The following is a 17,833-nucleotide window of genomic DNA, read 5'->3' on the forward strand; positions in this document are numbered from 1 at the left end:
TTCCGCTCCAATATATACTATGCGGGTGTAGCTCAATGGTAGAGTTCCAGCCTTCCAAGCTGGCTGTGAGAGTTCGATTCTCTTCACCCGCTCCATTTTAATTTGAGGGCATTTAAGCGCCCATAGCTCAGCTGGATAGAGTTACGGACTTCGAATCCGGAGGTCACAGGTTCGACTCCTGTTGGGCGCACCAAAAGTAAATTTGAAGCATTACGTAAGGTTGATATACCAAGACTTTGTAAGAATCTAAAGATTTCTTGCAAGGTCTTAATTTTTTATAAAAATGAATATAGAAAGGAAGAAAAAAATGAATATTTTAAAAGATAAAATAAACAAAGAAGGTATAGTTATTGATAATAGAATACTAAGAGTGGATATGTTCTTAAATCATCAATTAGATATAGAGTTATTAAATGAAATAGGAAAAGAATTTAAAAATAGATTTAAGGATAAGGAAATCAATAAAATATTAACGGTAGAAACTTCAGGAATAGGAATAGCTTGTGTAGTTGCTCAGTACTTTAACAATGTACCTGTAGTTTTTGCAAAAAAACATGCTGGTAGCAATATGGGAGAGAACGTATATGAATCAAAAGTATATTCTTTTACTAAAGATATAGAATATACTATAAAAGTTTCTAAAGATTACATAGATAAAGAAGATAATATATTGATAATAGATGATTTCCTAGCTAGTGGAAGTGCCATGTCTGGTCTTATAGATATAGCAGAGAAATCAGGAGCTATTGTAGAAGGTGTTGGAATAGTTATTGAAAAAGAATTTCAAAAAGGTAGGAAAATAATATTAAATAAGGGAATACAGTTAGAATCCTTAGCAATTATAAAAGGATTTGAGGACAATAAAGTTGTTTTTAAGTAAAAATATAGTAATAAAGCTATTGACTTATAATATATATAGTGATAGTATCGTATAAGAGAAAATAAAGCCTTTAAAAAAGTCCAGAGAGACTTTAAAGGAAGTGTTATAGGAATACTGTACATTAGGACTTCTATGCCTTCCTTTAGGGAAGGCATTTTTTAATACCTTTAAACTTAGTACAGAGATACTAAAAAGGAGGAATAATAACATGTTAAAAGGAAGAAGTTTAATTGACCCAATGGATTTTACTATAGAGGAAATAAGTGAAATTTTAAATTTAGGGGAAAACATTTCAAAAGATCCTACAAAATACTCAAATCTATGCCATAACAAAATTTTGGCTACATTATTTTATGAACCAAGTACAAGGACTAGGTTTAGCTTTGAAGCAGCAATGCTTAGATTAGGTGGTCAAATAATAGGTTTTTCAGAACCTAATTCAAGCTCTGTTGCAAAGGGTGAAAGTATTTCTGATACAATTCGAACAGTTGGCTGCTATGCGGATATAGCAGTTATGAGACATTCAAAAGAAGGAGCGCCCAAAGTGGCATCAACCTATTCAAACATACCCGTTGTAAATGCAGGAGATGGTGGGCATCACCATCCTACTCAAACACTTACAGATTTAATGACCATAAGAGCTAAAAAAGGAAAATTATCTGGATTAACCGTAGGCTTTTGTGGTGATTTAAAATTTGGAAGAACTGTACATTCTCTTATCAAAGCTCTATCAAGATATGAGAATAATAAATTTATATTAATCTCACCCACAGAATTAAAAATCCCAGAGTATATAAGAAGAGAAATATTAGAAAAAAACAATATAGAATTTAAAGAAGTAGAAAATATAGAAGAGACAATCAAGGAACTAGATATTTTATATATGACTAGAGTTCAAAAGGAAAGATTTTTCAATGAAGAAGATTATGTAAGATTAAAAGACAGTTATATATTAACAAAAGATAAGCTTGAAAATGCATTAGAAGATATGATAATTTTACATCCACTTCCAAGAGTTAATGAAATAGCCTACGAAGTTGACGAAGACTCAAGAGCATGCTATTTTCAACAAGCTAAGTATGGCATGTATGTAAGAATGGCTTTAATATTAAAACTTTTGGGGGTGAAGTAATATGTTGACAATAACTAGTATAAAAGATGGTATAGTTATCGATCATATAAAGTCTGGTTATGGAATAAAAATATTCAACTATTTAAACTTGAAGAATGTAGAATATTCTGTTGCTCTTATAATGAATGTATTTAGTAGCAAATTAGGTAAAAAAGATATAATAAAAATAGCTAATAAAGAAATAGATATAGACTTTACAGTATTGGGATTGATAGATCCAACAATAACTATAAATATAATAGAAGATGAAAAAATAAAAGAAAAACTAAATTTGGAGCTACCCAAAAAAGTAGAAGATGTAATAAGGTGTAAGAATCCTAGATGTATAACTTCCATAGAAAAATATATACCTCATGTATTTTATTTGATAGATAAAGAAAAGGTAGAATATAAATGTAAATATTGTGATGAAATATATAAGGTTGTGGAGGAATAGTAATGGAATTGTTAATAAAAAATTCTAGAGTAGTGGATTTTTTACAAGATTTTATAGGCGATGTTTATATAAAAGATGGAATAATACACGAAATAGGAAGAGATTTAGAAAAGAATTGCAAAACCATAGATGGCATAGGTAAAGTCCTTATGCCTTCTTTTATAGATTTACATGCTCACTTTAGGGAACCTGGTTACACTTATAAAGAAGATATAGAATCTGGTAGTAGGGCAGCAGCTAAGGGAGGATATACTTATGTAAACTTAATGCCAAATACAAATCCGGTTTGTAGTAGTATGGATATTGTAAATTATGTAATTAATAAAGCAGATGAAATAGGACTTATAGATGTACACCAAGCAGTGTCTATAACCAGGGATTTTGATGGACAAACAATTAATCATATAGATGAATTAGATGAAAAGGTAAAAGTAATATCGGAAGATGGAAAAGATGTTATGAATAGTAAAACTATGATAAAAGCTATGGAAAAAGCTAAAGAAAAAAATATACTTGTTATGTGTCATTGCGAAAATCATGATATTTCAGCTATGGATATGAGATTAGCAGAAGATACCATGACTTGGAGAAATATAACTTTAGCTCAATATACAGGATGTCCAGTGCATATATCCCATGTAAGTACAAAAAAATCAATGAACTATATAATAGATGCTAAAAGAAAAGGACAAAATGTAACCTGTGAAGTTACACCACATCATATAGCTTTAGAAGATGATATAAATTATAGAGTAAATCCACCTTTAAGAAAAAAAGAAGATAGGGATTTTTTAATAAAGACAATCAGAGAAGGGTTAGTAGATGCTATAGGAACGGACCATGCACCACATAGCTATGAGGATAAAACAAAAGGGTCACCAGGTATATCAGGAATTGAAACAGTTTTTTCAGTTTGTTATTCATACTTAGTAAAAAAGAAGGAAATAAGTTTAAGTAAACTTTCAGAAATAATGTCTAAAAATCCATCAGAAATAATGAATTTAAATAAAGGACAAATAAAAATAGGATTTATGGGGGATTTAGTATTAGTTAATTTAGAGAAAAGTTATAAAGTAAATAGTGATTCGTTTTTGTCAAAGGGTAAAAATACTCCCTTTGAAGGTAAAAAGTTATATGGACAAGTGGAGAAAACAATAAAGAGTGGAAAAATTATTTATGATTTATATTTATAAAGAGGGGGATTTTAATTATGATGATTGATAAGTTGTATAAAAGGGTAGAAAAAAATGGTCATGTATGTGCAGGATTAGATACGTCTCTAGATTATATACCAGAATACTTTAAAACTAAATATTTTAATGAAGAAGATATAATATTTAATTTTAATAAAGAAATAATAGATGCAACTTATGATAAGGTAGCATGTTTTAAAATACAAATAGCTTATTATGAAGCCTTGGGATTAAAAGGGCTTAGAGCTTATAAAAGAACTCTTGATTATATAAAAGAATCAGATGGAATTGTTATATCAGATATAAAAAGGGGAGATATATCAAGTACAGCTAAAATGTATGCTAGGGCACATTTTGAAGGTGATTTTGAAACGGACTTTATAACACTTAGTCCTTATATGGGATTAGATAGTATAGAACCTTATTTTGAATATATGAAACAAAAGGGAAAGGGAGTTTTTGTATTAGTGAGAACTTCAAATGAAGGGGCAAAGGATATAGAATTTATAGAATCAAAAGATGGGAATAAGGTATATGAGATAATTGGGAAAAAGCTAAAAAATATGGGACAAGATTTCCTAGGAAATTGCGGTTACAGTTCTATAGGAGGAGTGGTTGGGTGTACTCATATAGATGAAGCTGTAAAATTGAGAAAAGATTTGGGAGGCATGTTTTTCTTAATACCAGGATATGGTGCACAAGGTGGTAAGGCAGAGGATGTAGCTTTATATTTAAAAAACGGGAATGGAGGAGTTGTTAACTCTTCAAGAGGTATATTACTAGCATACAAAAAACAAAATGATGAGAAGAATTTTGCTAAGTGTTCAAGAAATGAAGTTATTAGAATGAGAGATGATATACTGCAAGCAATAAATTCTAAATAGATAGGAGAGAAAAAATGGAATATAAAAAGGCTTATGTTATAGGAAATAAAGAGATATGTGAAAACATATTTAAGCTATCCATAAAAGGAGATTTTAAAGGAAAACCAGGACAGTTTTATATGTTAAGATCTTGGGAAAAAGAGCCACTTTTAAGTAGGTCAATTAGTATATATTCTATAGACGATAATAATTTAGAATTTTTATATGCAGTAGTTGGAGAGGGAACAAAGCTATTAAGTGAATTAAAAAAAGAAGATAGCATAGATTTATTAGGTCCCTTAGGCAATGGATTTCCAATAGAAGATATAAAAGGCAAAGTGGCAGTAGTTTCTGGTGGTATTGGAATTGCACCTTTTTATGAAGTAGTTAAAAATTTAAAAGAATGTGAAATAGATTTATATGCAGGCTTTAGGAAAAGGTCTTATTCTATGGAGAACTTTAAAAAGTATGTAAAAAATATTTATGTAGCTACAGAAACTGGAGAAAAAGGACAAAAGGGGTATATAACTGAGATTTTACAGGTAAATAAATATGATATGGTTTTATGTTGCGGACCTGAAATGATGATGAAAAAAGTCATAAAAATCTGTAAAGAAGAAGAGATACCTATATATGTATCCATGGAAAAGCATATGGCTTGTGGAGTTGGAGCATGTTTGGGATGTATATGTAAAACTAAAAGTGGAAATAAGAGAACCTGCAAAGAAGGGCCAGTATTTTTAGGTGATGAATTGGAGGAATAAAATGAAGGTGAACATTTGTGGAGTGGAGTTTAAAAATCCAGTTATTGCAGCTTCGGGAACCTTTGGATTTGGTGAAGAATATGGGGCGTTTTATGATGTATCAAAACTAGGTGGAATATGTACAAAGGGATTGACAATAAATCCAAAGGAAGGTAATGAGGGTATAAGAATTTATGAGACAAGAGGAGGCATAATAAATAGCATAGGATTACAAAATCCAGGTATAGATTATTTTATAAATCGTGAACTTAAAAAGATGAATAAAATAGATACTAACATAATAGCAAACGTAGGGGGAGGAAGTATAGAGGATTATTTAGGGGCAATAGATAAATTAAACAAAACAGATATAGATCTTATAGAGCTTAATATATCCTGTCCTAACGTAAAAGAAGGGGGCATGGCTTTTGGAATAAAGTCAAAAGTAGCTTATGATGTGGTATCTAGAGTGAAAAAAATATGCAAAAAGCCTTTAATTGTAAAATTATCTCCTAATGCTGAAGATATAGTAGATATGGCAGTAAAATGCTGTGAAGGTGGAGCAGAAGCTATATCCTTAGTTAATACGTTTAAAGCTATGGCAGTAGATATAAAAAGCAGAAAATCAGTTTTTAACAATATAACTGCTGGATTATCAGGAGTAGCAATAAAGCCCATTGCATTAAGAATGGTGTATGAAGTATGTAAAAATGTAAATGTGCCAGTAATAGGCTTAGGAGGAATAAATAATTGGCAAGATGCTATAGAGTTTATAATGGTAGGTGCAACAGCTATTCAAGTGGGGACGGCAAATTTTATAAATCCTTATAGTTCAATTAAAATAGTACATGGAATAGAAAGTTATATGAAAAAAGAGGGAATTAAAGATTTATCAGAAATAAAAGGAATAATATAAAAAAGAAAGGACTGTTTTAATATGGAGAATAAAAATGAATTTATTATAGATATATTAAAGGAGTGTTCTGCTCTTTTAGAAGGACATTTCCTATTATCCTCAGGAAGACATAGTGATAAATATTGTCAGTGTGCGAAGTTATTACAATATCCAGATAAGGCAGAAAAAGTTTTAAAGGTAGTAGTAGATAAAATAAAAGATTTGGATTTTGATATGGTTGTTGGACCAGCTATGGGTGGAATAATAGTAGCTTATGAATTGGGAAGACAACTAAAGAAACCAAATATATTTACAGAAAGACAAGAGGGGGTTATGACATTAAGAAGAGGATTTGAGATACAAAAAGGGAAAAAAGTTATAATAACTGAAGATGTTGTAACGACAGGTAAATCTTCCTTAGAAGTAGCAAAGCTTATAGAGAAATTAGGTGGAGAAGTAGTAGCTATATGTTCCATAGTTGATAGAAGGGATGACAATATAGAATTGCCATATAATTTATATAGTTCAGTGAAGATAGATGTAAAATCTTACGAGGAAAAGGATTGTCCTTTATGTAAAGAAGGACTAGAATATATAAAACCAGGTAGCAGGAATATTAAGTAATTTGAAAAGATATTAATAATGATTTAAAATATAATTAAACCTTAGTAATATGAAAGTAATATGCTAAGGTTTAATTATATTTCAACAGAAATTAGAGGGGTAATTTATAAAAAAATTATTATTAATGAATATTGCTTTGAGTTATAATATACTATAGGCATAATTAATTAAATAGGAGGAATTTAAGTGAGGAAGCCAAGTATTTTTAGCAGTGACTACGAAAAAAAAATGAGAAAAAGGCGTAGAAGAATAATAGCATTAATTTTAGCTGGCATAGTCATATGTTCTGGCGCTTGGTTATTAGGCAAAAAAAAGTTGCAATCTATGAAAAAAGAAATTAACAAAATAACAGATAAAAATAAAGAAAAAGATGAGAATATAGCTAGTGAAGATATAAAAAATAAAGAAAATAAAAATAAAGATGAGAAGAAAAAAAGTGAAAAAGGTTATGAAGTAACTTTATCTAATGGAGAAAAAGTAAAATTAATGTATGAAGAAGATGGAGAGAAAAAGTTTAAATACATATTACCTCTAGAAAGTAAAGTTAGTTACGATATAAGCCCTAATGGTAAAAATATATTAATATATGATGATAAAACTCAGAAGATAATTTGTTATGATATTACTGGAAAAGAAAATAATGCAACAAATGAAAAATATGTTTCAACAAACGGTTCTGTTGTTATTCAAAGAGAAAATCATTTAAAAGCAAACCCAGATTATATATGGTGTAAAGAGCCTAAATTTATAGATGATAATAATATTGCCTATGTAAGCCAGCTTCCTTGGCTGGGCAGGACTGGTAAATATATATGGATTACTAATTTAAATGAAAATACACACTTTTATATAGCTTCAATAGAAAGTGAAGATATAAAGATAAATAAAATAACAGATAAAGGACTTTTAGTAGTAATAGATGGAAAGAATATGTACTTAAATGCTAGTGGAGCATTAACTGAATAAATCAAGAATTAAATTAAGAAAAAGTAAGGTTCACTTAAATAAAATACTAAATGTTTATGAAAAATGATTTGTAAAATCTATATCATTTTTATATAATTATTAGGAACAACTATATAAAAATTTGAAAATGCGGGTTTAGTCTGTATAAATAATGATTAAACTATGTTATAATATTATGGTTAATATTAAGCATTTCGGTGATTAGGAGGAATATTGTAATGAAGGTTAGTATGGAGAAAATAGAAAATAATGTTGTTAAGTTAGAAGTAACTGTTGAAGCTAAGAAGTTTAATGAGGCTATGAAAAAGTCTTATGCTAAAAATGTGAAAAAATTTAATGTGCCTGGATTTAGAAAAGGAAAGGCACCGATGAGTATAATTAAAAGATATTATGGAGAAACAGTATTTTATGAAGATGCAATAAATATTTGTTGTGATGATACATATCCAAAGGCATTAGAAGAAAAGGAAATAAAACCTGTAGACTATCCACAAATAGACATAGTTGAAATTGGAGAAGGTAAAGACTTCGTATATACAGCACAAGTAACTGTTATGCCAGAAGTAGAACTTGGAGAATATAAGGGACTAGAAGCTAAAAAAGTTTCATATGATGTAAAAGATGAAGATGTAGAAAATACATTAAAAGAAATGCAACAAAGAAATGCAAGAATTCAAACAAAAGAAGATGAAGAAGCAATAGAAAAAGGAAACATTGCAGTAATAGACTTTAAAGGATATGTTGATGAAGTTCCATTCGAAGGTGGAGAAGGATATGACTATTCATTGGAAATAGGATCAGGAACTTTTATAGATAATTTTGAAGATCAATTAATAGGAGCTAAAAAGGGAGAAGAAAAAGAAGTTAAAGTAAAATTCCCAGAAGAATATGGTTCAGAAGAATTAAATGGAAAAGAAGCTAAATTCCAAGTAACTATAAAAGAAATAAAAGTGAAAGAATTACCAGCAATAGATGATGAATTTGTAAAAGAAGTATCAGAATTTGATACTTTAGATGAATTAAAAGAAGATATAAAGGCAAAGATAAAAGAAGGTAATGATAAAAGAGCTAAAGCGGAATATGAAGAAACAGTAATAAATTTAGCATGCGAAAATGCAAAAGTTGACATACCAGAAGTTATGGTAGAAAATGAAATAAATAATATGTTAAAAGATTTAGAAATGAAGTTAAGATACCAAGGAATAGATTTAGAAACATATTATCAATATACTAATAGTACAGAAGAAAAAGTTAGAGAATACATGAAAGAAGCTGCTACTAAAAGAGTAAAAACTGATTTAGTATTAGCTGAAGTAGCTAAAGCAGAAAAATTAGAAGCAACAGATGAAGAAATAATGGATAGAGCAAAAGAAATGGCTAAACAATATGGTAGTGGAGAATTAGAAAAAACAGCTAAATTATTAGCAGATTCTCAAAATGCTCTATTAAAAGCAGATGTTATAAATGAAAAAGTTGTTAAATTAATAGTAGATAATAGTAAAGAGATAGAATAAAATATTAAAATTGATTGCCATAATTTTTATGGCAATCAATTTTAATAATGAATTATAAGGAGGAGAAGTTTATGAGTTTGGTACCTGTTGTAGTAGAACAAACCAACAGAGGAGAAAGATCTTATGATATTTATTCTAGACTATTAAAGGATAGAATAATAATGTTAAGTGATCAGGTAAATGATGTAACAGCAAGTCTTATTGTTGCGCAATTATTATTCCTTGAAGCTGAAGATCCAGATAAGGATATATTTTTATATATAAATAGTCCAGGAGGATCCATAACATCAGGTATGGCTATATATGATACTATGCAATATATTAAGCCAGATGTTTCAACTATTTGTATAGGTATGGCTGCTTCTATGGGGGCTTTTTTATTGGCAGCTGGTGCAAAGGGTAAAAGATTTGCATTACCAAATAGTGAAATAATGATCCATCAACCTTTAGGAGGATTTCAAGGTCAGGCTACAGATATTGGTATACATGCAGATAGAATATTAAAAATAAAACAGAATTTAAATAGTATATTAAGTGAAAAGACAGGTCAGCCCCTAGAAGTAATCCAAAGAGATACAGAAAGAGATAACTTTATGGATGCAAATCAAGCTAAAGATTATGGATTAATTGACGAAGTAATGGTAAAAAAGAAATAAACCTTTAGTTAATGTGAGGTGTGGATATGGCCAAAAATGATGATAAAAAGCAACTGAAATGTTCTTTCTGTGGCAAAAAACAAGATCAAGTTAAAAGACTTGTAGCAGGCCCAGGAGTATACATTTGTGATGAGTGTATAGAATTATGTTCAGAAATCATTACAGATGAATTAGAAGAAGATATAAATACAGATATGAGTTCATTACCAAAGCCATCAGAAATAAAAAGTTATTTAGATGACTATGTAATAGGTCAGGATGATGCAAAAAAAGCTTTATCTGTAGCAGTTTATAATCATTACAAAAGAATAAATTTAAATAATGTAAATGATGACGTAGAACTTCAAAAAAGTAATATACTACTATTGGGTCCTACTGGTTCAGGAAAAACTTTATTAGCTCAAACAATGGCAAAATTTTTGAATGTACCTTTTGCTATTGCTGATGCAACTACTTTAACTGAAGCTGGATATGTAGGCGAAGATGTAGAAAATATATTATTAAAATTAATTCAAAATGCGGACTATGATATAGAAAAAGCAGAAAGAGGCATAATCTATATAGATGAGATAGATAAGATAGCTAGAAAGTCAGAGAATCCTTCTATAACTAGGGATGTATCAGGAGAAGGAGTTCAGCAATCACTTCTAAAAATTTTAGAAGGTACTATAGCTTCAGTTCCACCACAAGGTGGAAGGAAACATCCTCATCAAGAGTTTATTCAATTAAACACCACTAATATATTATTCATATGTGGAGGAGCTTTTGATGGAGTAGATAAGTTAATAGAAAGAAGAACTAGAAATAGTTCATTAGGATTTGGAGCAGATATAAAATCCAAAAGAGATGAAAATGTTGGAGAGCTATTAAAAAAGATAATGCCAGAAGACTTATTAAAATTTGGTTTAATTCCTGAGTTTATTGGAAGATTGCCAATAACAGTTACATTATCTGCTTTAGATAGAGATGCCTTAGTGGAAATACTAACTGAACCTAAAAATGCTCTCGTGAAACAATACAAAAAATTATTTGAGATGGATAATGTTCACCTTGAATTTAAAGAAGAAGCCCTAAAAGCTATAGCAGAAGAAGCAATAAGACGTAGTACTGGAGCAAGAGGATTGAGATCCATAATAGAAGAAATTATGAAAGATATAATGTTTGAAATACCATCTGATGAAAGTATTTCTAAGGTTATAATAAACGAGGAAACAGTTAGTAACAAAAATCCAGAATTAATAGAAGCAGAAGGTGGAAAGAGACCGCCTATTAAAATAAAAAAACCAAGAGCTAAAAAAGGAAATGAAACAGCTTAAAAAATGGTAGATAACTTTCAAGTTATCTACCATTTTTATTTATTAATTGCTTTTAAAAAAAGATGTAGTATATAGAATATAGAGAGGATAATTTGACCATAATAATAGTATGTAAATATGTAAATAGGAGGTAATTAACATGACTGAAGTATTTATGTTTGTACAATTTATTATTACTATAATAATGGGACTATATTTTTTCAATGCATTAAAAGGTCAAAAAACTAATAAAATTACCATAGATAAAGAAAGTAAGAAGGAAATAGATACTTTAAATAAGCTAAGAAGTATAAAATTAACTCAACCTTTAACAGAAAAGAGTAGACCTAATTCTTTTGCAGAAATAATAGGGCAAGATAAAGGTATAATGGCTTTGAAGGCAGCTTTGTGTGGTCCCAATCCTCAGCATGTAATAATATATGGACCACCAGGTATTGGTAAAACAGCTGCAGCTAGATTAGTACTTGAATATGCTAAAAAAAATACCTCTTCTCCTTTCAAAGAAGAAGCTAAATTTATAGAAATAGATGCAACCACTATAAGGTTTGATGATAGAGGTATTGCAGATCCTCTGATAGGTTCTGTTCATGATCCTATATATCAAGGAGCAGGGCCTCTTGGGGTAGCTGGCATTCCACAACCTAAAGCAGGAGCAGTAACTAAAGCTCATGGAGGTGTTTTGTTTATAGATGAAATAGGAGAACTCCATCCAACTATAATGAATAAGTTATTAAAGGTATTGGAGGACAGAAAAGTATTTTTAGATAGTGCATACTATAATTCCTCTGATCCTAATGTACCTTCATACATAAGAGATATATTTGATAATGGATTTCCAGCAGATTTTAGATTAGTTGGAGCAACTACTAGAAATCCAGAAGAAATTACACCAGCTCTTAGATCTAGATGTGTAGAGATTTTCTTTAGGGGATTGTTATCAGAAGAAATTCAAGAAATATGCAAAAAATCCGTAGAAAAAATAGGGTTTACTTTAGAAAAGAGTGCTTGTGATATGATAGGTTTATATGCATCAAATGGAAGAGAAGCTATAAATTTATTGCAATTAGCTTCTGGAATAGCACTAAATGAAGATAGAAAAAAAATAATAAAATCTGACATAGAATGGGTAGTAGAGAATGGTAACTATCACCCAAAAGTTGAAATTAAAGTTGCTAAAGAGCCTAAGATAGGACTTGTAAATGGATTGGGTGTTTATGGAAGTAATATAGGAGCTGTTATGCCAATAGAAATAACTGCGATAAAAAATAGTTTGGGAAGGGGAAAAGTTAATGTTGCGGGTATTATAGAGCAAGAACAAATGGGTGGAAATGGAAGAAGTGTTCAAAGAAAGAGTAGTGCAAGATGTTCAGTGGAAAATGTATGTGCAGTATTAAAAAGTGTATTTAATATTCAATTAGAAAATTACGATGTACATATAAATTTCTTAGGAGGAATACCTATAGATGGGCCTTCAGCTGGTATTAGTATAGCTATTGGAATATATAGTGCTATAAATCTAGTACCTATAGATAATATGGTAGCCATGACAGGAGAAATTTCACTATATGGTGACGTAAAAGCTGTAGGTGGAGTAAACAGTAAGATAGAAGCAGCAAAAAAAGCGGGAGCTAAAAAAGTTTTAATTCCTAAAGAAAATTGGCAAGAGTCTTATGAAAGTATAGAAAGTATACAGGTGATTCCAATAAATAATATAATGGAGGCTATAGAGGTAGCTTTAATAGAAAAACATGTGAAAAAATCAGAAGAAAAACTATCTAGTAATATATTTAAATCTAACGAAACGTTATCTGCTAACTCTATAAATAGTTAAATTAAATAAAAATTTTTATTCATTGTTCATTGTTATCTGTTCATTATTCATAAAATATAAAAGGCATTACACACTTTTATATTTTATGAATTACATATGTCTCATTTTCCAATTGAAAAAAAATCCTTTTATATGTATAATATATTAGTCTAAATATACTTATTTCAAGTTTGATATTTATATTGTTAATTTTATTATAAAGTGAGGAGAGAATTATGGAAAATAAAATAGAAGCTCTTCCTATAATTCCTTTGAGAGGTATAACTATATTTCCGTATATGGTAATTCATTTTGATGTTGGTAGGGAAAAATCTATAGGAGCTTTAGAAGAAGCTATGATTAAAGATCAAAAAATATTTTTGGCTACTCAAAAAGAAGCTAAAGTTGAAGATCCTAAAGAGGAAGATATATTTAAAATAGGAACTGTTTGTAGTATTAAACAAATATTAAAGCTACCAGGGAATACAGTTAGGGTTTTAGTAGAAGGGGAATACAGAGGAAAAATAATTGAATTTATTGAAGATGAAGAGCTATTAAGAGTAGAAATAGAAGAAATAAAAGATAAAGAATGTGTAGAAGACAATAAATGTGAGGCATTATTCCGATTAGTGCAAAATTCTTTTAAGGAATATTCAAAGTTTGTAGGAACTATATCTATGGAAACTTTAATGTCAGTGGAAGATATAGATAGTCCAGGAAGATATGTAGATGTCATAGCTTCTTATCTTTTGTTAAGTCAAGATAAAAAGCAAAAATTACTAGAAGCTTATGATGTAAATGAAAGGTTGCAAGAGATTTTAAGTATTTTAAGTAATGAAATTGATATATTAAAAATAGAAAAAAAGATAGGAATTAAAGTAAAAAATAAAATAGATAAAGTACAAAAAGAATACTATTTAAAAGAGCAACTAAAAGCAATTCAAGAGGAATTAGGTGAAGATGATGAAGATAAAAAAGAAATAAATAAGTATAAAAATAAAATAAATAAAGCCAAACTTCCTAAATTAGTAAAAGAGAAAGCTTTATATGAATTGGATAGATTAAAAAATAGTGGTACATATTCTACAGAGGGAGGCATAATAAGAACTTATTTAGATTGGATATTAGACTTGCCTTGGAATACAGAGACTAAAGATAATTTAGATATAAAAAGAGCTAGAGAAATCTTTGAAGAAGAACACTATGGATTAGAAGATGTAAAAAATAGAATAATAGAATATTTAGCAGTTAAAAAGATGAGTAAATCATTAAAAGGGCCAATACTTTGTTTAGTTGGACCACCAGGTGTAGGTAAGACTTCTATAGCTAAATCAATTGCTCATGCACTAAATAGAAACTTTGTTAGAATGTCTTTAGGTGGAGTAAGAGATGAAGCAGAAATAAGAGGGCATAGAAAGACGTATATAGGTGCAATACCAGGTAGAATCATATACGGAATGAAACAGGCAAAATCAAAAAATCCACTATTTCTATTAGATGAAATAGATAAAATGAGTAGTGATTTTAGAGGAAATCCAGGAGATGCTCTTCTAGAGGTATTGGATAGTGAACAAAATAATGCATTTAGAGATCATTATTTAGAATTAGAATGTGATCTATCAAAGGTGTTATTTATAACTACAGCAAATACTTTAGGGACTATACCAAGACCCCTTATGGACAGAATGGAAATAATAGAAGTATCAGGATATACAGGAGAAGAAAAATTCAATATAGCAAAGAGACATTTAATACCTAAAAAACTGAAAGAACATAATATGAATAAAGATGTAATGGACTTTTCTGATAACAGTATATTTTATATAATAGAAAATTATACAAGGGAATCTGGAGTTAGAAATTTAGAAAGAAAAATTGCAACAGTTATAAGAAAAGCCATTGCAGAAATGGTTGAGAAAGAAAGACAAACAATAAGTATAACTGTTAATCATGTAAAGAAGTATTTAGGACCAGAACAATATACATATGAAAAAGCTGATAAAGTAGATAGAGTTGGAGTAGTTATGGGAATGGCATGGACTAGTTATGGAGGAGATACCTTACCAGTAGAAGTTATGGTAATGCCAGGAACAGGAAGATTAGAACTAACAGGTAAATTAGGAGATGTAATGAAAGAATCTGCAAAAGCGGCTTATACTTATATAAGAGCTAATGCAGAAAAATATAAGATAGATCCTAATTTTTATAAGGACAAGGATATCCATATCCATGTTCCAGAGGGAGCGGTACCAAAGGATGGACCATCAGCTGGTGTAACTATGATTACAGCCATGGTTTCTGCTTTAAGTTCTAAGAAAGTTAAACACAATGTAGCTATGACAGGTGAAATTACATTGACAGGAGAGGTATTAGCTATTGGAGGATTAAAAGAAAAAACATTGGCAGCATATAGGGCAGGTATAGATACTGTTATAATACCTAAAGATAATGAGAAGGATTTAATAAAAATACCTAACTCTGTAAAGAGAAAAATTAAGTTTATCATAGCTGATAATATAGATATAGTATTAGAAAATGCTCTTATATTATAAGAATTGGGAGGTTTCATATGGAGATAAAACAATCGGAATTTATAACTTCTGCTAAAGTTCCCTCTCAATATCCAGAGGATAACAGAATAGAAGTAGCTTTTGTAGGAAGATCAAATGTAGGAAAGTCTTCTTTGATTAATAGCTTAACTAATAGAAGAAAGCTTGTAAAGGTAAGTGGTAAACCAGGAAAAACTAGATTAATAAACTTTTTTTTAATAAATAATGATTTTTATTTTGTAGACTTACCTGGATATGGTTATGCTAGAGTATCAAAGGAAGAAAAGAAAAATTGGGGAAAAACTATAGAAACATACCTTACAGATAGAGAACAACTTAAAAAAATTATATTACTTGTAGATTCTAGGCATAAACCTACAAATGATGATGTGTTAATGTGCAATTGGATTAAGTACTATGGATATGATATATCTGTAGTTGCAACTAAAAGTGATAAATTAAAAAGAAGCGAACTTAAAAAGAATGAAAAAATCATAAGGGATACTTTAGATTTATCAGAAGAAATTAAAATAATTTTTCACTCTACTTTAAACAAAAGTGGAAGAGAAGAACTTTTAGAGGATATATTTAAAACTTGCAATATTGACTAGTAATAAAAAAGGCATGTATTAGAATAAGAGTATAATACATGCCATAATATTTTATGTTAAAATGTTTTACCAGATTATGGAGGTGATTATTTGGCAAATTTTTTAAAGAATATAGTAATATATACTTTTATATATCTACCACCACTGATAATGTTTTGGAAGGTCTGTATAAGAAAAGAAAAAAGTAAATTTATATTATTATTCATAAGCGTTATTTATTTAGTAGGAAGTTTATATACACAAAATTTATTACCATTTATATTTACCATTATGAATATAATATATATGAAATGGGAAGATGATTATGACTATAGGCTTTATAAATTTAATTTTAAGGATTTTAATTTATTCAAAGCCATTGGATTTTCTGTATTTTCATTCATTATTACAATATTTGTGGCAATTATAGCATTAAATATATTTTCTTCATATCAAATACCTATAAAAGATCAAGAAATAGTAAAAATAATGTCTGGAGTACCTCTAAGGGAATTCATTTTTATGATGCCAATAACTATGATATTTGCTCCAGTAGTAGAAGAATATATATTTAGATGGATTATATTTGAAAAAGTATTAAAAGGAACAATGGGAATTTTTATATCTACTTTATTAAGCAGCATAATATTTGCACTAATACATTTTAATGTGAAGTCTTTTCCGGCAATTTTGTGGATAGGTATTTTTAATTGCTTTTTAATACACAAAAAAGGATATTGGTACGCAGTTTTTAATCATTCATTTTTCAACTCAGTATCAACGATTACAATACTAATTCAAAAATTAAATTATATATAAATAAGGTCTTCTTTTATACTTAAGTATAAAAGAAGACCTTATTATTTGGAATTTTAAAATTGCAATGTGTCAAAAATCACTCTAACGAATAGTATATATTATAAACACAAAAGAAAACAATAAATATTGAAAGGAGGAAATAAAGTGGATTTCAACAGCTTAGTAAATGGATTGATGTCCAATGAAAAGGGATCCAATTGTAACCCTTGTAGACCGAATTTTGGAGGTTTTGGGTTTGGAAGTTCATGTATATGGATAATACTACTCTTGATATTCTGCGGTTTTGGAAATGATTTTGGAGGATGTGGATTTGACTGCGACTGTGACTGTGACTGTCATAGGAGAAGAAAATGCAGACGTCATAGAAGAAGATGCAAATGTCATAGGAGAAGACATGACAGAGGCGGGTTTGGATGTTGTGATGACAACTTTGTCTTCATAATAGTAATACTTGCTTTGATATTATGTTCTGGTAAGGATGATAAATGTCATCATCACCATGACAATTGTTGCCATCATCATCATGGAGGATGCAATAACTTTAGAGATGTAAGTTCTGAACAACTAAGAACAATAGAAGAAAACTAAATTCCTAAATAAGACCATTACCCATAAGGAAGGGGGATCTAACATGGGAAAAAGAAGGAAGAGAAAATGTTCAAATAACAATGGTCTATTAATATTAATATTAATAGTTCTACAATTCGGCTGCGGAAATAGGCAACATGGTTGTATAGATAATAGTATATTATTTATATTAGCATTGCATTTTTTAAGCTGCTGTAAAGATTTTGATTTATGCGATTGCTTGTGTTGTTAAATATAGGGGGAGGGGAATCCCTCCTCA

Annotated in this window: 18 protein-coding genes and 2 tRNA genes; all 20 read left to right on the forward strand. The window is 29.4% G+C overall.

Annotated elements, in window-relative coordinates; all coding sequences use genetic code 11:
- The first annotated feature begins 21 nt into the window (after positions 1 to 21).
- The 20 genes from B5D21_RS03520 (at position 22) to B5D21_RS03610 (ending at position 17,806) form a co-directional block, all read left to right on the forward strand.
- Positions 22 to 95: transfer RNA gene (locus tag B5D21_RS03520), tRNA-Gly, on the forward strand.
- A 21-nt stretch (positions 96 to 116) separates the two neighbouring features.
- Positions 117 to 193, forward strand: a tRNA-Arg gene (locus B5D21_RS03525).
- A gap of 114 nt (positions 194 to 307) precedes the next feature.
- Positions 308 to 880 (forward strand): xanthine phosphoribosyltransferase, encoded by a 573-nt coding sequence (locus B5D21_RS03530; protein WP_035108871.1) that lies wholly within the window; start codon positions 308 to 310, stop codon positions 878 to 880.
- A 208-nt stretch (positions 881 to 1,088) separates the two neighbouring features.
- Positions 1,089 to 2,012 carry an aspartate carbamoyltransferase gene (gene pyrB, locus B5D21_RS03535; protein ID WP_011100518.1) on the forward strand — a complete coding sequence of 308 codons (924 nt, stop codon included), beginning with the start codon at positions 1,089 to 1,091 and terminating at the stop codon, positions 2,010 to 2,012.
- 1 nt (position 2,013) lies between these two features.
- Positions 2,014 to 2,448 (forward strand): aspartate carbamoyltransferase regulatory subunit, encoded by a 435-nt coding sequence (locus B5D21_RS03540; protein WP_011100517.1) that lies wholly within the window; start codon positions 2,014 to 2,016, stop codon positions 2,446 to 2,448.
- 2 nt (positions 2,449 to 2,450) lie between these two features.
- Positions 2,451 to 3,641, forward strand: coding sequence for a dihydroorotase (locus B5D21_RS03545; RefSeq protein ID WP_011100516.1), 1,191 nt, complete (start codon positions 2,451 to 2,453; stop codon positions 3,639 to 3,641).
- Between the two features lie 17 nt (positions 3,642 to 3,658).
- On the forward strand, positions 3,659 to 4,525 hold the full coding sequence (pyrF, locus tag B5D21_RS03550) for an orotidine-5'-phosphate decarboxylase (protein WP_011100515.1): 867 nt from the start codon (positions 3,659 to 3,661) through the stop codon (positions 4,523 to 4,525).
- A gap of 14 nt (positions 4,526 to 4,539) precedes the next feature.
- Positions 4,540 to 5,268, forward strand: a complete 729-nt coding sequence (locus tag B5D21_RS03555) for a dihydroorotate dehydrogenase electron transfer subunit (RefSeq protein WP_011100514.1) — start codon at positions 4,540 to 4,542, stop codon at positions 5,266 to 5,268.
- A gap of 1 nt (position 5,269) precedes the next feature.
- The gene (locus B5D21_RS03560; protein ID WP_035124392.1) at positions 5,270 to 6,163 is read left to right on the forward strand and encodes a dihydroorotate dehydrogenase; all 894 of its coding nucleotides are present in this window, start codon (positions 5,270 to 5,272) and stop codon (positions 6,161 to 6,163) included.
- A 21-nt stretch (positions 6,164 to 6,184) separates the two neighbouring features.
- On the forward strand, positions 6,185 to 6,766 hold the full coding sequence (gene pyrE, locus B5D21_RS03565; RefSeq protein ID WP_011100512.1) for an orotate phosphoribosyltransferase: 582 nt from the start codon (positions 6,185 to 6,187) through the stop codon (positions 6,764 to 6,766).
- 186 nt (positions 6,767 to 6,952) lie between these two features.
- Positions 6,953 to 7,732, forward strand: coding sequence for a hypothetical protein (locus B5D21_RS03570; RefSeq protein ID WP_011100511.1), 780 nt, complete (start codon positions 6,953 to 6,955; stop codon positions 7,730 to 7,732).
- A 218-nt stretch (positions 7,733 to 7,950) separates the two neighbouring features.
- Positions 7,951 to 9,246, forward strand: a complete 1,296-nt coding sequence (gene tig / locus B5D21_RS03575; protein WP_035108880.1) for a trigger factor — start codon at positions 7,951 to 7,953, stop codon at positions 9,244 to 9,246.
- Positions 9,247 to 9,317: 71 nt separating this feature from the next.
- Positions 9,318 to 9,902, forward strand: a complete 585-nt coding sequence (clpP, locus tag B5D21_RS03580; RefSeq protein ID WP_023439363.1) for an ATP-dependent Clp endopeptidase proteolytic subunit ClpP — start codon at positions 9,318 to 9,320, stop codon at positions 9,900 to 9,902.
- Positions 9,903 to 9,928: 26 nt separating this feature from the next.
- Positions 9,929 to 11,218: an ATP-dependent Clp protease ATP-binding subunit ClpX gene (clpX, locus tag B5D21_RS03585; protein ID WP_035108885.1), complete on the forward strand. Its 1,290-nt coding sequence runs from the start codon at positions 9,929 to 9,931 to the stop codon at positions 11,216 to 11,218.
- Positions 11,219 to 11,357: 139 nt separating this feature from the next.
- Positions 11,358 to 13,049, forward strand: a complete 1,692-nt coding sequence (gene lonB, locus B5D21_RS03590; protein ID WP_011100507.1) for an ATP-dependent protease LonB — start codon at positions 11,358 to 11,360, stop codon at positions 13,047 to 13,049.
- 215 nt (positions 13,050 to 13,264) lie between these two features.
- The gene (gene lon / locus B5D21_RS03595; RefSeq protein WP_011100506.1) at positions 13,265 to 15,580 is read left to right on the forward strand and encodes an endopeptidase La; all 2,316 of its coding nucleotides are present in this window, start codon (positions 13,265 to 13,267) and stop codon (positions 15,578 to 15,580) included.
- Positions 15,581 to 15,597: 17 nt separating this feature from the next.
- Entirely contained in the window at positions 15,598 to 16,188 is a 591-nt protein-coding gene (yihA, locus tag B5D21_RS03600; protein ID WP_035108888.1) for a ribosome biogenesis GTP-binding protein YihA/YsxC, read from the forward strand.
- A 90-nt stretch (positions 16,189 to 16,278) separates the two neighbouring features.
- Entirely contained in the window at positions 16,279 to 16,986 is a 708-nt protein-coding gene (locus tag B5D21_RS03605; protein ID WP_011100503.1) for a CPBP family intramembrane glutamic endopeptidase, read from the forward strand.
- 144 nt (positions 16,987 to 17,130) lie between these two features.
- The gene (locus tag B5D21_RS13890) at positions 17,131 to 17,574 is read left to right on the forward strand and encodes a hypothetical protein (protein ID WP_128993705.1); all 444 of its coding nucleotides are present in this window, start codon (positions 17,131 to 17,133) and stop codon (positions 17,572 to 17,574) included.
- A gap of 43 nt (positions 17,575 to 17,617) precedes the next feature.
- Positions 17,618 to 17,806 (forward strand): hypothetical protein, encoded by a 189-nt coding sequence (locus B5D21_RS03610; RefSeq protein WP_023439356.1) that lies wholly within the window; start codon positions 17,618 to 17,620, stop codon positions 17,804 to 17,806.
- Positions 17,807 to 17,833 lie beyond the last annotated feature (27 nt).

Origin of the sequence: Clostridium tetani, assembly GCF_900167265.1 — a bacterium.
GTDB lineage: Bacteria > Bacillota > Clostridia > Clostridiales > Clostridiaceae > Clostridium_G > Clostridium_G tetani.